This is a genomic window from Hymenobacter qilianensis, assembly GCF_014638675.1.
GTDB classification, from domain to species: Bacteria; Bacteroidota; Bacteroidia; order Cytophagales; family Hymenobacteraceae; genus Hymenobacter; species Hymenobacter qilianensis.
In genome coordinates, this window is sequence record NZ_BMFN01000001.1 from 1,702,799 (window position 1) to 1,715,080 (window position 12,282).

The window sequence follows — 12,282 nt, forward strand, 5'->3', positions numbered from 1 at the left end:
TGTTGCGTTGCAAATTCGGTAACTCAGGTCCAGCAAAACCAGCGCTGCCGGTGCTCCAGCGGCGTACTGCGCAGGAACTCCGTGAGGGGGGCGAGGTTGAGCAGCAAGGACGTAAGCGTGAGTACTTCGCCTGTCTGCAAGTGCAGGCGCAGAAAATCGTAGTTGCTCCAGAACAGCCGGTTCGACTTGCAGGTTACGCGCTCCACGCGCACCAGCTCGCTTTGCCGAAACGGAATACGCACCCGGCCCTCGTACACTTCCAGCTTGTTTTCCTTCGGGTCGAAAACCAGCGTTGTGTGCAGGTTGCGGGCGTAATACTGCGCATGCAATAGCAGCGCAGGCATCGAAAAGCCCAGCAGTACGGCCGCCAGGGCCAGCAGCAACACCGCTTCGTGGGGAGCCAGGTGAGTTGTGTAAAAGTAAAAGCCCAGATTAGGCAAGCCCACGCCCAAGCACAGCAACGGCCAGAACAGCAGGTAGAATTGCCGCAGAAAGGTAGGCCGGTAAACCTTGCTTTTCTGGGAGAAAAAGCTGGTGATAAAGCGCAGTCCGAAGACAATAGCAAACACGACCACCCCAATTTCCAGCAAGGGCCGTAGTATCTGGAATATCTTCACCGCTTACCGAACCTGAATCCAGGGCTCACCCGGCGTATGTGGCCGCAACGTGCCAAAGGGTTGCAGGTCAAGGCCGTACTGGGCAAAAATGCCCCCCACCGCCTCGCGTCCTTCCGGCGCTACGCAGACCAGCAAGCCGCCCGACGTTTGGGGGTCGCAGAGCCACTGCCGCTGCTCATCCGTGACCGGCCCAATTTTATGGCCGTAGCTGTCCCAGTTGCGTACGGTGCCGCCGGGCACTGCTTTTTGCTGACGATATTCTTCTGCTTCCTTCAGCAAAGGCACTTTCTCGAATTCAATTTCTGCCGTCACGTTGCTGCCCTCGCATACCTCCGCTAAGTGCCCAAGCAGACCAAAACCAGTCACGTCGGTCATGGCGTGCACGGCGGCAAGCTGCCCCAGCTCGTAGCCGATTTTGTTGAGCTGCATCATTTGCTGGGGGGCAATTTGCTCGTGCTCAGGCCGCAGAATGGCGCGTTTTTGTGCTGTCGTCATCATGCCCACGCCCAAAGGTTTGGTGAGATAAAGCTCGCAGCCAGCCGTAGCCGTATCGTTGCGCTTGAGGTTGGCAATATCGAGCATACCAGTCACGGCCAGACCGAAAATAGGCTCCGGCGAGTCGATGCTGTGGCCGCCCGCCAGCGGAATGCCCGCCTCGGCGCAAATGCTGCGGCTGCCTTCAATAACGCGGCGCGCCACCTCGGGGGGCAATTTGTCGATGGGCCAACCCAGCACGGCAATGGCCATCACCGGCCGCCCACCCATGGCATACACGTCGCTGATGGCGTTGGCCGAAGCAATGCGCCCAAAGTCGTAGGCGTCATCTACGATAGGCATGAAAAAGTCGGTGGTGCTGATAATGGCCTGACCGCCGCCGATATCAAACACGGCCGCGTCGTCGCGGGAGCTGTTGCCCACCAGCAGCTTATCGTTTTGGGGCTGAGGAATGCTGGTGTGCAGGATTTGGTCGAGCACTTTAGGCGCAATTTTGCACCCGCAGCCTGCCCCGTGGCTATACTGAGTAAGGCGAATCTGGTCGATTTCTTCGGAGATCATAAATTCAATGAGAAGGTTACCGTGGCGCTTCGCAGCTTGATGTGGGCCCTGGAATTAGGCCACGCCCCGGGAAGCAAAAAGAGACTGTGCGACTACTGTTTTGGCTGCGGCCCGCACCAGTTCCGCGTTCACTATCGGGTCACAGGTGTTGGAAGGAACGCGCACGATAGTGCTATTGATTTTGGTGTTTAACCCATGGCCGTAGGTTTTGTCATAATAATCGAGGGCGATATCCACCATTTTCTCCATGTCGCCCGCTTCAATGGCCGCCAAAGCTTCCTTCGTTGCCAAACCGCCCAAGCGCTTGCTAATGCGCTCAATAGCGTCGGCTAGCTCGGCGGGGTCCTCGCGACCGTACTCGGCCGCTAGCTTGCGGGTGCGCACCGCCCGCGGGATGTCGAGCACCACGAGCGGAGCAAGGCGCATCTGCTCGAAAAGTGGCTTCGGAATCGTCACGCGACCGATAGACAGGCTCTCGTCTTCAAACCACGGCACGGCATTGGGGGGCAAATTTGCCAACTCAAGAGCCAAGTCATTCTCAAATTGCTCCGCCGTAGGCTGAGGCGCCAAGCCAATGCTGCCAAACGACGAGCCTTTGTGGCTGGCTAAGCCTTCCAGATCAACAATAGGCTCACCCTGACGGGCTAGCTCGTGCAGCACGTCGGTTTTGCCGCTGCCCGTCAGGCCGCCAAGCACGAATAAGGGACGCGGCTGGGCAAATTGAGCAAGTGCCCAGCGGCGGTAATCTTTGTAGCCTTTGTCCAGCAGATGCACTTTAAAGCCGGCCAGCTCCAGCAGCCACAGCACGGCTCCGCTGCGCATGCCGCCCCGCCAGCAATGCAGGCGTACCTCCTTCTGGGGGGCAATTTTCTGCGCTAGCTTCACCATCTTGCTCATCTTCGGGCCAAAGAAATCCAGACCGATATGGATGGCTTTCTCCTGACTAACCTGCTTGTAAGCAGTGCCAATGCGGGCCCGTTCCTCGTCCGTAAACAGCGGCAAACTCACAGCTCCCGGAATGTGGCCGTGGGAATATTCTATCGGTGCCCGCACATCCAGAATGGGCACGTCGGGCGGGCCTTGCAGAAAATCGGAGAGAGAAAGACGAGGCATGTAGTAGAATTTGGTAGAAACGCTGCCTGATAAAGTAAGCCGAAAGCGCAAGGCCTAACGCCATAGCGGGCGCGATGCGTTCCTACAGCAATTGCCGGCGGTACAGCTGAATTGTGTTTTCCAACCCGAAATAGAGCGCATCACAGATGAGCGCGTGTCCGATGCTCACTTCTGCCAGGCCAGGTAAATTCTGCTTTAGGTAAGCTAGGTTGTCCATGTCCAGATCGTGGCCGGCATTTAAGCCGATACCGAGTTCCTGCGCCAGAATAGCCGCGGTACGATAAGGAGCAATAGCAGCGGCCGGATCAGCATGAAATTGTTGGGCGTACGCCTCTGTATATAACTCAATACGGTCGGTGCCGGTACCTACGGCCGCTTTCACCATGGCTGGATTGGGGTCGAGAAAAATCGAAACCCGGCACCCCAGCGCCTTCAGCTCCGTCACGACGCCCAGCAGATAAATCTGATGCTCAATAGTGTCCCAGCCCGCATTGGAGGTAATAGCATCGGGCGCATCGGGCACGAGCGTGACCTGCTCGGGGCGCACTTCCCGCACCAGATTGATAAAATCGGGTGTCGGATTGCCTTCCACGTTCAGCTCCGTGGTCACAATCCGCTTAAGATCGCGCACGTCCTGGTAGCGGATGTGGCGCTCATCGGGCCGCGGATGCACCGTAATACCCTGGGCTCCGAACCGCTCACAGTCGCGGGCCACTTGCAGCACATCGGGGCGGTTGTGGCCGCGGGCATTCCGCAGGGTAGCGATTTTGTTTATGTTTACGCTTAGTTTTGTCATCTCTTTAGAAAGCGAAAATTGGCTTTGATCTGAAGCCAGCGCACCGCGAAAGTACGCCGATTTTACGGGAGCTTTTTTGGTTCGTTGGCTCGCCGCCCGTTCGTCACAGGCGGCTTTTTTTACTTTACAATTCCTCTATTATGGCCCTGAAAGAAACCATCGACGCTGCTATCAAGCAAGCAATGCTTGCCAAAGATAAAGTACGCCTCACTGCGCTGCGCAGCATCAAATCGCAGATTTTGCTGGCCGAAACCGCCGAAGGCGCCCACGGCGCAGCCCTCACGCCCGAAGCCGAAATCAAGCTGCTCACCAAGCAGGCCAAGCAGCGCCGCGAAGCCGCCGAAATGTATCAGAAGCAGTTTCGCTCTGACCTCGAAGAAATTGAGCTGGCCGAGCTGGCTATCATCGAAGAATACCTGCCTCAGCAACTCTCCGAGGCTGATTTGGTTGAGCGCCTGGTCGAAATTATTCAGCGAGTAGGCGCTACCGGCCCTTCCGACCTAGGCAAAGTAATGGGGGTAGCAGCTCGCGAGTTAGGTGGCCAAGCAGACGGACGCATGATTTCGCAGGTTGTGGGCCACTTGCTGAATAATACAAACGTGTAATTTTTAAGGAGTTGGGAGCTAGAAGTTGCCTGAACCTATTTCGAGCTCCCAACTGCTGATTTTTTAGCCCCCTCCAAAATGTCTGGTTTCGACCTCTTTCTGCTTTTGGTAGTGGGCGTGGGCGCGGTGAAGGGGTTTCGGCGGGGCTTGGTGTTGGAAGTAGCGTCGTTGCTGGCCTTTGTGCTGGGCGTGGTGGGCGGGCTCAGCTTGCTCAATGATGCTATTCCGCTGGTTCGGCATTATGTAGGCGAGGCCTTCGGACTGCTCCCCATCGTGTCATTCCTGCTGGTGTGCGTGCTCATTGCCTGGGGAGTTCATCTGTTAGGCAGCTTCGTGAAGAGCGCCGTGCATCTGACGCCGCTGGGGCTGCTCGACAACCTGCTGGGCGGCGCGGCTGGGGCCTTAAAGTGGATACTGGGCTTAAGTCTGCTCCTGCACGGCTTGGGCCTGGCGGGTGTAAATCTGCTCACGCCCGCCCTGACCGGCGACTCGCAGGTGCTGCCCGTTGTGCGTCAGGCTACTCCGGTAGCCTTAGAAGTAGTAGGTTTCGTAATGCCATTCGCCAGTACGCTTCTAACCCGTTTGCGGGGGGTATTTTAGCGTTGAATACCTGAGCTATTACTGGGGCTGAGTTGTTGATCGTTTATAAGGTGAACAGCTGAGGCTTTAGTCTTGCAACCTTTCAATTCCTGAACAGCTCCGTTTCTTAGTTATTCAACCAGCTCATCAACCTGTGCGGCTTCTTCTGCTCGACAACTTCGATTCCTTTAGTTACAACCTGCTGGACTACTTTCAGCAGTTGGAGGTACAGGTGCAGGTTGTGCGCAATGATGTTCCCCTGACGGTCATCCAGGAACTCGACTTTGATGGAATCGTATTGTCGCCGGGGCCCGGCACACCGGCCAGAGCAGGAGTAATGCCCGACGTCATACAAGCGTATCATCAGCGGGTACCGATGCTGGGCGTGTGCTTAGGACATCAGGCGCTGGGCGATTTTTTTGGGGCAAAGCTCCAGCGTGCCGTGCGGCCCATGCATGGCAAAGTTTCAGAAATCGAAATTGCCCCCCAGGAGCCATTATTCGAAAATTTGCCCCCCAGGCTGCTGGTTACGCGCTATCACTCGTTAGTAATCAGCCACTTGCCCGAAGTGCTGGTGCCGCTGGCCTACACTACAGATGAATTTCAGGAAATAATGGCCTTGCGTCACCACTCATTGCCGCTCTACGGCGTACAGTTTCATCCCGAAGCGCTGCTGACAAGCCACGGCTTGGCGTTGCTCGGCAATTGGGTCAAGTGTTGTATCATTGCAAAGGACGCTCGGTCGGTAACCGCCGTGCCCGCGTCTGCCCGCTGAGAAGCCGAGATGATGGAATTGCAGATTAAGGAAAAGAAAGAATTTCAGTATGTGGAGGAAGGCACCGGCGAGGTGCTGCTGCTCCTGCACGGCTTGTTTGGCGCCCTGAGCAACTGGCAGGACGTCATAAGTGATTTCGCGCGCGACTACCGCGTTATCATTCCGATGCTGCCGATTTATGAGATGCCTCTCACCAAAGCCGGCGTGCCTGGCTTGGTAGGGTACGTAGAGGAATTCGTTGCCGAAATGGGTTTGCACCAGCCATTTACCTTGCTTGGCAACTCATTGGGCGGGCACGTGGCACTGGTTTATACGCTGCACAACCCGCAGCAGGTAGAGCGCCTAGTGCTCACGGGCAGCAGTGGTTTGTTTGAAGACTCGATGGGTAGCTCCTTTCCGAAGCGAGGCAACTACGGCTTCGTGCAGCAGCGGGTAGCCTACACATTTTACGACCCTACATTAGCTACCAAAGATTTAGTTGATGAAGTGTTTAACGTTACGAACTCGAACATCAAGGTTCTGCGGATCATCAACATAGCTCGCTCAGCTCAGCGCCATAATTTAGCGAAAGACCTAGGCCGTATTCAGGTACCCACGCTTTTAGTCTGGGGGCTGAACGACACCATTACCCCCCCGATAGTAGCGCACGAGTTTCACCGCCTCATCACCAACTCCGAGCTTCATTTTCTGGATCACTGTTGTCACGCGCCTATGATGGAGCGCCCTGCGGCTTTTAATGCCCGGCTCCGCCAGTTTCTGCATAGCACTAAGCGTCAGTCAGTCGTTAGTTCCGTATCATAGAAGGCAAATCGCATTTCTGTTTGCAACTCGGAGCTAACAAACCTAAACAAAGTTTGCTCCTTGGCGCTTGTTTGCCTTTTGGTTTGTAGCTTATCCACGTTTACTTCCGTTTCTCAGCCTACACATGCATTCTATGCTTGCCGAAGAATTGCTCAACCACATGATTCCGGCGCTACAGGTGACGGACTCGACCGGGAAGGCTGCCAAATGGCTGGAGGAGTTTCACGTGGGGCAGCTGCCCGTCGTCGATAACCGCCAGTACCGCGGTCTTATTACCGAATCTGATCTGCTGGACTACGACCAGACGGAGGAATTGCTCAGCCAACTGACGCTGGGCTACGCCGATGTGCACGTGCAGCACGATCAACATTTCTATAGCATCATGGAAATAGCTATCCAGAATAAAATTCAGCTAGTACCCGTCCTCGACGAGCAGCGCGAATACATGGGTGTAGTAACGGTAGGTGACACGCTGGCCGCACTTGGCCAAATGCCCATTGCCGTAGGGCAGGGGGGCATTTTGGTGCTTTCTATGGATGAGCGCGATTATTCCCTTACCCAAATCAGCCGGTACGTAGAGGAAAACAACGCCAAAATTCTGAGCGCCCACGTTGCGCAGGATGAAAGCGACCCATATAAAATTCGGCTGACGCTGAAGCTCAATACGCCTTCGCTCACCCGCATCGTGGCTACGCTGGAGCGGTTTGGGTACGTCATCACCGCGCAGTTTAGCGGCGCTACCGATGTAGGCGAAGGCGAGCAGGACCGCTTCGATGCTCTGCTGAAGTATTTGAGTTTGTAAGCCTAACCTCTTTCGGGTAAGAGAGTTGTATTCGCAAAGAATAATAGCTCAGCGGTACACTGCTGTAAGCTCTAAGCTATTCTTGGCGTTGCGGAACAAGAATTGCGTTTCGCCCGATTCTCCATTCTTAATGCTACTTACTTGAGCCTGCTCGCCTGTTTGCTTTCCTTACTGCTGGGCAGCAGCATTTTGCCCCCCAGGCCGGTTCCGGATTCTCTAAAACTCGCTCCAGCTGATAGCTTGATGCAGGCGCAGTGTCCGCAGTATGCCGTGGTGCGCGTGGGTACTATCTTGTTTGCGGGCAATGAGGTCACCAAGGAAGTAGTACTGCGCGCTGAGCTGGATTTACAAGAAGGAGATACCCTTGATGCTGCTACGTTGGCTGCTCGGCTGGAAAGTAACCGCTTGCGACTATTCAACCTGCGGCTGTTCCACAGCGTTATTCAGCAAACAGTTTGTCGCGACGGCGAAATTACTGTGCTGTTTGCGGTGCAAGAGCGATGGTACACCTTTCCTATTCCAACGCTTTCGTTTGCTGAGCGCAATTTTAACGCATGGCTTGACCGCCCCGACCGATGGCGCCGGGTTAACTATGGGCTATACATTGTGCGCAAGAACTTCCGGGGTCGTAATGAGGAAGTGCGCGCTAATGTGCAGTTAGGCTTCAACCGTCGCTACGAGTTGTTTTACGAAGCGCCTGGCTATGGTCCGCGTCGGCGCATCGGTTTTGGAGCGGGCATCTCATACGCCCGCAGCCGTGCTCTCGACTATGCCACCGTTCGCGACCGACTCGTCACGTTTCGCCCCGAAGATGGCTTACCGCTTATGCGCCAGTACGGCTCATTGGGGCTGCGCTGGCGCCAATCGGTGCAGCGTTTTTCTGCTTTCGATGTGGCTTATTATAAAGAGCAGGTTTCCGATTCGGTTGTCGAACTCAATCCTGTATATTTTCTGAATGGGTCGCGGCGGGAGTATCTGGAGCTTAAACTCACCAGCACCCTGAATCAACGGAATACATTTGCCTATCCCCTTACCGGCCGATTTGCTCAAGTAGCCTTGTCACATCGCATCTTCCTAACATCGGGCAACGCCGATTTTACCACCCTCGTAGGCCGGTATTCTCAATATTTCGCGCTGGGGGGCAATTTTTACTACAATTTCAATTTGCAGGGCCAACTGCGGCTTGCCCAGCGGATAAGCTACGCCGATAACCGAGCTCTTGGCTACGAGGCGCATGTGCGGGGTTATGATGCCTATGTTATAGACGGTCGTCATTATGGATTAGCACGGCAAAGTGTGTCTTACCGACTGTTCGATGCTGGTAAAATCAAGCTGCAAGGCATAACTAATTCCAAGATAAACAGCTTACCCTTGGTTATTTATTTGAATACCTTTACCGACGCCGGGTATGTGCTAGCCCGTACTACTTTCCCAGAAAACAGATTGCCCAACCAACTATTGGGGGCCGCCGGGGTCGGGCTGCATTTCGTCACCTACTACGATCGGGTGCTAACGGTGGAGTACACCCGCAATGGTCGAGGAGAAGGCGGGTTCTTCTTCCGCACCGATTTTCCTATCTAAACTCTACCCCGGCGGTTTACCGCAGGTTACTATTTTGTTATGAAAATCGCCATAATTGGTAAGCCTCTCGACGACTCTACCTTGCCTTTTGTTCAGGCTTTGCTAGATGATTTGGTATCCCGGCAAACCGAAATTCTCATTGCGGAGTCATTTCACTCGTCCCTCTCATCTCGACTTCGCTTGCCTGAAAAAATTACGATTTTTCAGCGCGGTGATTCTTTGCGAGGCGTACAATTCGTTCTTAGCATTGGTGGCGATGGCACTCTCCTCGACACTGTTACCTACGTTGGAAGCCTGCAAATCCCAATTTTAGGTATTAACACCGGTCGGCTTGGTTTTTTGGCTACCATCACGCCAGAGCGTATAGCTCAGGCTATTGATGCCTTATATAAAGGACATTTCGTAATTGAGGAACGAAGTTTGATCCGCGTAGAAACCGATCCGGATGTTTTTGGAAAGATCAACTTTGGTCTCAACGAATTCTCCATTCTCAAGCGTGACACGTCGTCAATGATTGTGGTGCATACTTATATCGACGGCGAATATTTGAATTCTTATTGGGCAGATGGCCTGATTGTAGCTACCCCTACTGGCTCTACAGGCTATTCTTTGAGCTGTGGAGGACCTGTTATGTTGCCACAAACCAACAACTTTATTATCGCGCCCGTATGCCCACACAATCTTAATGTGCGTCCTCTTATCGTGTCGGATCGTAGCGTTATTTCCTTTGAAATAGAAGGTAGAAGCAATAATTTCTTGCTGTCGCTCGACTCGCGCTCAGTTCCGGTAGAAGCTAATGTGCAGATTGCTGTAAGACGTGAAAACTTTGGGGCACGACTGGTCAAATTGAACCACGTTAATTTTCTGACCACCCTGCGTAGTAAGTTAAATTGGGGCCTAGATCGGCGTAACCCCGCCGGAGCCCCCGTATAAGTGAAAGGCTATTTGTAATATTTGTTTTTAAAGTTCCTTACAAACCCTACTTTTGTCGCTGACTGCTACCTGTGCCTATTGGCTACCTCGCTTTCTCAAAATCTGATATTACTAACCCTGGTTTGATTATGAAGCATTTCTTTACCCACACCTTAGCTGTGTTGCTCGTGCTTGCACTGGTAGCCAATGAGGCAAGCGCCCAGCAGTTTAACAGACGGAAACAGTATAATTCCGTAGGAGTAAGCCTGAACGCTATGAACTATTTCGGTGATATAGTACCGAAAGCCAGTGTTCCCAGCTTCCGTTTTGCTGCTACCCGGCCTAACATAGGCCTGACTTTCACACGCCGTTTTGCCCCCCGCATATCTGGTCGTGCTGGTTTATCTTATGGCCGTATCACCGGCGATGACACGAAAGCTGCTAACCAAAACGATTCGGATGCTAAGTATCGTTACAACCGTAACTTCGCTTTCCGCAACGACATAGTTGAATTGTCAGCTATCGGAGTTTTCGATTTGATTGAAAACCGTAATACCTACGTTAAGCGCCCTGATTTTGTGCCTTATGTGTTTGCTGGTGTTGCTGCTTTCTATCATAATCCCAAGGGTTTGGTAAAGGATAATGCAACGACTTTGACGCCTGGTGATTATGTAGAGCTTCAGCCCCTGAATACAGAAGGCCAGACAGAAGGCTACAGCAAAACCCAGATCTCTATTCCATTTGGCGGTGGTGTTCGTTACAAAATCAATAAGGACTTTGATATCGGCTTGGAAATAGGCTGGCGCAAGACGTTCACCGACTACCTCGATGATGTAAGCGGTAACTTTGCTGCCGACGCTGATCTGCGTAGCCCTGCCGCCGAGTACTTCGGTCGTGATATCACTCTGCGTACCGATGGTGAATTTGCTGGCTTCAATGATCCGGGAATTATGCGTGGCAAGAGCAATGAAGATGATTGGTACATCGTTACGGGTATCACGCTCAACTACATTCTTCAGCCACGCGTGAAGAGCCCTAAATTCCGATAGCCGATCATATCTGGCTGTCTATTCCACTCAAGAGTCAGTCTGATGCTGCATTTGATTCTCCGCATAACACTCCTTACTTGCTTTGTGCAAGTAGGGAGTGTTTTTTTTATTGCTTCCGCTAACGCTCAAAATACCAGCGAGTTAGGTATTGGTATTGGGGGGCTAAATTATAAAGGTGAACTCTCACCCAATTATCAATTCGAGAATAACAGACCAGCGCTGACTATTTTTTATCGAAAGGATATCTCAGTGCCAATTACGCTCCGGGGGGCTTTTACGGGCGGCATGATCCAAGCGAACGACGAAAATGTACAAGGCGTAAATGACGCGACGGCACCGTTAAATAGTTATCGTCAGGCTACAATGAAGGGCGGCTTGGCTGAGGTGTCGGGCGTACTGGAATACAACTTTTTCAATTATCATAACCGCAAGGATAAGATTCACTTCACGCCCTATGTGTTTATTGGAGTTGCAGGATTTTATGCCAACACAAAAACCACTTTTGAGGGACAAAACTTTAATATTCCTAACACCAGCGGAGGTATGTTAGGCGTTGCTATTCCAGTCGGTGCGGGAATAAAATATGCCTTATCACCTAGGTGGAACCTGGGGCTGGAAGCTGGAGCCCGCAAAACCTTTACGGATAAGTTAGATCATCTAAGCAACGAAAACGCATTCATAGCGAATAGAAATACCAAAGACTGGTATTTCTATAATGGTGTAAGCATATCATATACTTTCTATAAAATTTATTGCCCCGACTAAAGCGCAGAGGAGTAGCGCTCATACCGACGGAAGGCAAATGCAACCATTTGCGTAACTTGCAGCCTCTTTACGCAAAAAATAGCAATGGCCTCTCGGTCCGAAATTGACTCTCAGAATTTACCCGCCCACGTAGCCGTTATCATGGATGGTAATGGCCGCTGGGCTAAGCAAAAAGGTGGCCTACGCATTTTTGGTCACCAGAGCGCCATTACAGCTGTGCGGGATACCGTGGAGGCTGCCGCCGAACTGGGCATCGCGTACCTAACGCTTTACGCCTTTTCAACTGAGAACTGGGCTCGGCCAGCCTATGAGGTGACGGCTCTTATGCAGTTGCTGGTACATACCATTCGCCAAGAAACACCGACTTTACTTAAAAATGGTATTCGGCTCGAGTCTATTGGGCAGATTGATAGTTTGCCAGCATCCTGTCAGCGTGAACTAGCCGAAGCGAAGGAATTGACCCGCGCTGGCACCCGTATGACGCTTGTACTGGCTTTAAGCTATAGCGGGCGCTGGGACCTAACGCAGGCCATGCGCCGCATTAGCGAAGAGGTAGCCGCTGGCCGATTGGAGCCTGCCGCTGTAAATGAGGCCACCATAGCCCAATACCTTGCTACGGGGGGCATTCCTGACCCCGAATTGCTTATTCGGACTAGCGGAGAGCAGCGTATCAGTAACTTTTTGCTTTGGCAACTGGCTTATACTGAACTTTATATCACTGATTTGTTATGGCCTGACTTTCGGCGTGAACATTTTTATGATGCCATTCAGTCCTATCAACGGCGCGAGCGCCGTTTTGGCAAAACCAGTGAGCAACTAACCGTTTCGTAA

14 protein-coding genes are annotated in these 12,282 nt (G+C 52.8%); 10 read left to right on the forward strand and 4 right to left on the reverse strand.

What is annotated here, in order from left to right:
- Positions 1-23: 23 nt before the first annotated feature.
- The 4 genes from IEW06_RS07230 to IEW06_RS07245 form a co-directional block, all read right to left on the reverse strand.
- A complete protein-coding gene (locus tag IEW06_RS07230; protein ID WP_188547833.1) occupies positions 24-617 on the reverse strand; it encodes a PH domain-containing protein in 594 nt (197 codons plus the stop codon).
- Between the two features lie 3 nt (positions 618-620).
- Positions 621-1,673: a selenide, water dikinase SelD gene (gene selD / locus IEW06_RS07235; RefSeq protein WP_188547835.1), complete on the reverse strand. Its 1,053-nt coding sequence runs from the start codon at positions 1,671-1,673 to the stop codon at positions 621-623.
- Between the two features lie 54 nt (positions 1,674-1,727).
- Entirely contained in the window at positions 1,728-2,786 is a 1,059-nt protein-coding gene (mnmH, locus tag IEW06_RS07240) for a tRNA 2-selenouridine(34) synthase MnmH (protein ID WP_187733273.1), read from the reverse strand.
- 82 nt (positions 2,787-2,868) lie between these two features.
- Positions 2,869-3,582, reverse strand: a complete 714-nt coding sequence (locus tag IEW06_RS07245; RefSeq protein ID WP_187733272.1) for a pyridoxine 5'-phosphate synthase — start codon at positions 3,580-3,582, stop codon at positions 2,869-2,871.
- 140 nt (positions 3,583-3,722) lie between these two features.
- Between IEW06_RS07245 and IEW06_RS07250 the strand changes: the two genes are divergently transcribed.
- The 10 genes from IEW06_RS07250 to uppS all read left to right on the forward strand — a co-directional run bounded on the left by IEW06_RS07250 (position 3,723) and on the right by uppS (position 12,282).
- The gene (locus IEW06_RS07250) at positions 3,723-4,187 is read left to right on the forward strand and encodes a GatB/YqeY domain-containing protein (protein ID WP_187733271.1); all 465 of its coding nucleotides are present in this window, start codon (positions 3,723-3,725) and stop codon (positions 4,185-4,187) included.
- 78 nt (positions 4,188-4,265) lie between these two features.
- Positions 4,266-4,787, forward strand: coding sequence for a CvpA family protein (locus tag IEW06_RS07255; RefSeq protein ID WP_187733270.1), 522 nt, complete (start codon positions 4,266-4,268; stop codon positions 4,785-4,787).
- Positions 4,788-4,920: 133 nt separating this feature from the next.
- Complete coding sequence (locus IEW06_RS07260) at positions 4,921-5,541, forward strand: anthranilate synthase component II (protein WP_187733269.1); 621 nt, start codon at positions 4,921-4,923, stop codon at positions 5,539-5,541.
- Positions 5,542-5,553: 12 nt separating this feature from the next.
- The gene (locus IEW06_RS07265) at positions 5,554-6,342 is read left to right on the forward strand and encodes an alpha/beta fold hydrolase (protein WP_187734189.1); all 789 of its coding nucleotides are present in this window, start codon (positions 5,554-5,556) and stop codon (positions 6,340-6,342) included.
- A 124-nt stretch (positions 6,343-6,466) separates the two neighbouring features.
- The gene (locus tag IEW06_RS07270) at positions 6,467-7,144 is read left to right on the forward strand and encodes a CBS domain-containing protein (RefSeq protein WP_187733268.1); all 678 of its coding nucleotides are present in this window, start codon (positions 6,467-6,469) and stop codon (positions 7,142-7,144) included.
- Positions 7,145-7,303: 159 nt separating this feature from the next.
- The gene (locus IEW06_RS07275; RefSeq protein WP_188547837.1) at positions 7,304-8,725 is read left to right on the forward strand and encodes a BamA/TamA family outer membrane protein; all 1,422 of its coding nucleotides are present in this window, start codon (positions 7,304-7,306) and stop codon (positions 8,723-8,725) included.
- 39 nt (positions 8,726-8,764) lie between these two features.
- Positions 8,765-9,658: an NAD kinase gene (locus tag IEW06_RS07280; RefSeq protein WP_187733266.1), complete on the forward strand. Its 894-nt coding sequence runs from the start codon at positions 8,765-8,767 to the stop codon at positions 9,656-9,658.
- Positions 9,659-9,786: 128 nt separating this feature from the next.
- The gene (locus tag IEW06_RS07285) at positions 9,787-10,686 is read left to right on the forward strand and encodes a DUF6089 family protein (RefSeq protein ID WP_187733265.1); all 900 of its coding nucleotides are present in this window, start codon (positions 9,787-9,789) and stop codon (positions 10,684-10,686) included.
- An 84-nt stretch (positions 10,687-10,770) separates the two neighbouring features.
- Positions 10,771-11,451 carry a type IX secretion system protein PorG gene (gene porG, locus IEW06_RS07290; RefSeq protein WP_188547839.1) on the forward strand — a complete coding sequence of 227 codons (681 nt, stop codon included), beginning with the start codon at positions 10,771-10,773 and terminating at the stop codon, positions 11,449-11,451.
- 84 nt (positions 11,452-11,535) lie between these two features.
- Positions 11,536-12,282 carry an undecaprenyl pyrophosphate synthase gene (gene uppS, locus IEW06_RS07295; protein ID WP_187733264.1) on the forward strand — a complete coding sequence of 249 codons (747 nt, stop codon included), beginning with the start codon at positions 11,536-11,538 and terminating at the stop codon, positions 12,280-12,282.

What these genes read in the sequence shown, in the direction of transcription:
- selD (WP_188547835.1), bottom strand. Translation starts at nt 1,673, where the DNA reads ATGATCTCCGAAGAAATCGACCAGATTCGCCTTACTCAGTATAGCCAC.
- mnmH (WP_187733273.1), bottom strand. Translation starts at nt 2,786, where the DNA reads ATGCCTCGTCTTTCTCTCTCCGATTTTCTGCAAGGCCCGCCCGACGTG.
- IEW06_RS07245 (WP_187733272.1), bottom strand. Translation starts at nt 3,582, where the DNA reads ATGACAAAACTAAGCGTAAACATAAACAAAATCGCTACCCTGCGGAAT.
- IEW06_RS07250 (WP_187733271.1), top strand. Translation starts at nt 3,723, where the DNA reads ATGGCCCTGAAAGAAACCATCGACGCTGCTATCAAGCAAGCAATGCTT.
- IEW06_RS07255 (WP_187733270.1), top strand. Translation starts at nt 4,266, where the DNA reads ATGTCTGGTTTCGACCTCTTTCTGCTTTTGGTAGTGGGCGTGGGCGCG.
- IEW06_RS07265 (WP_187734189.1), top strand. Translation starts at nt 5,554, where the DNA reads ATGGAATTGCAGATTAAGGAAAAGAAAGAATTTCAGTATGTGGAGGAA.
- IEW06_RS07270 (WP_187733268.1), top strand. Translation starts at nt 6,467, where the DNA reads ATGCATTCTATGCTTGCCGAAGAATTGCTCAACCACATGATTCCGGCG.
- IEW06_RS07280 (WP_187733266.1), top strand. Translation starts at nt 8,765, where the DNA reads ATGAAAATCGCCATAATTGGTAAGCCTCTCGACGACTCTACCTTGCCT.
- IEW06_RS07285 (WP_187733265.1), top strand. Translation starts at nt 9,787, where the DNA reads ATGAAGCATTTCTTTACCCACACCTTAGCTGTGTTGCTCGTGCTTGCA.
- uppS (WP_187733264.1), top strand. Translation starts at nt 11,536, where the DNA reads ATGGCCTCTCGGTCCGAAATTGACTCTCAGAATTTACCCGCCCACGTA.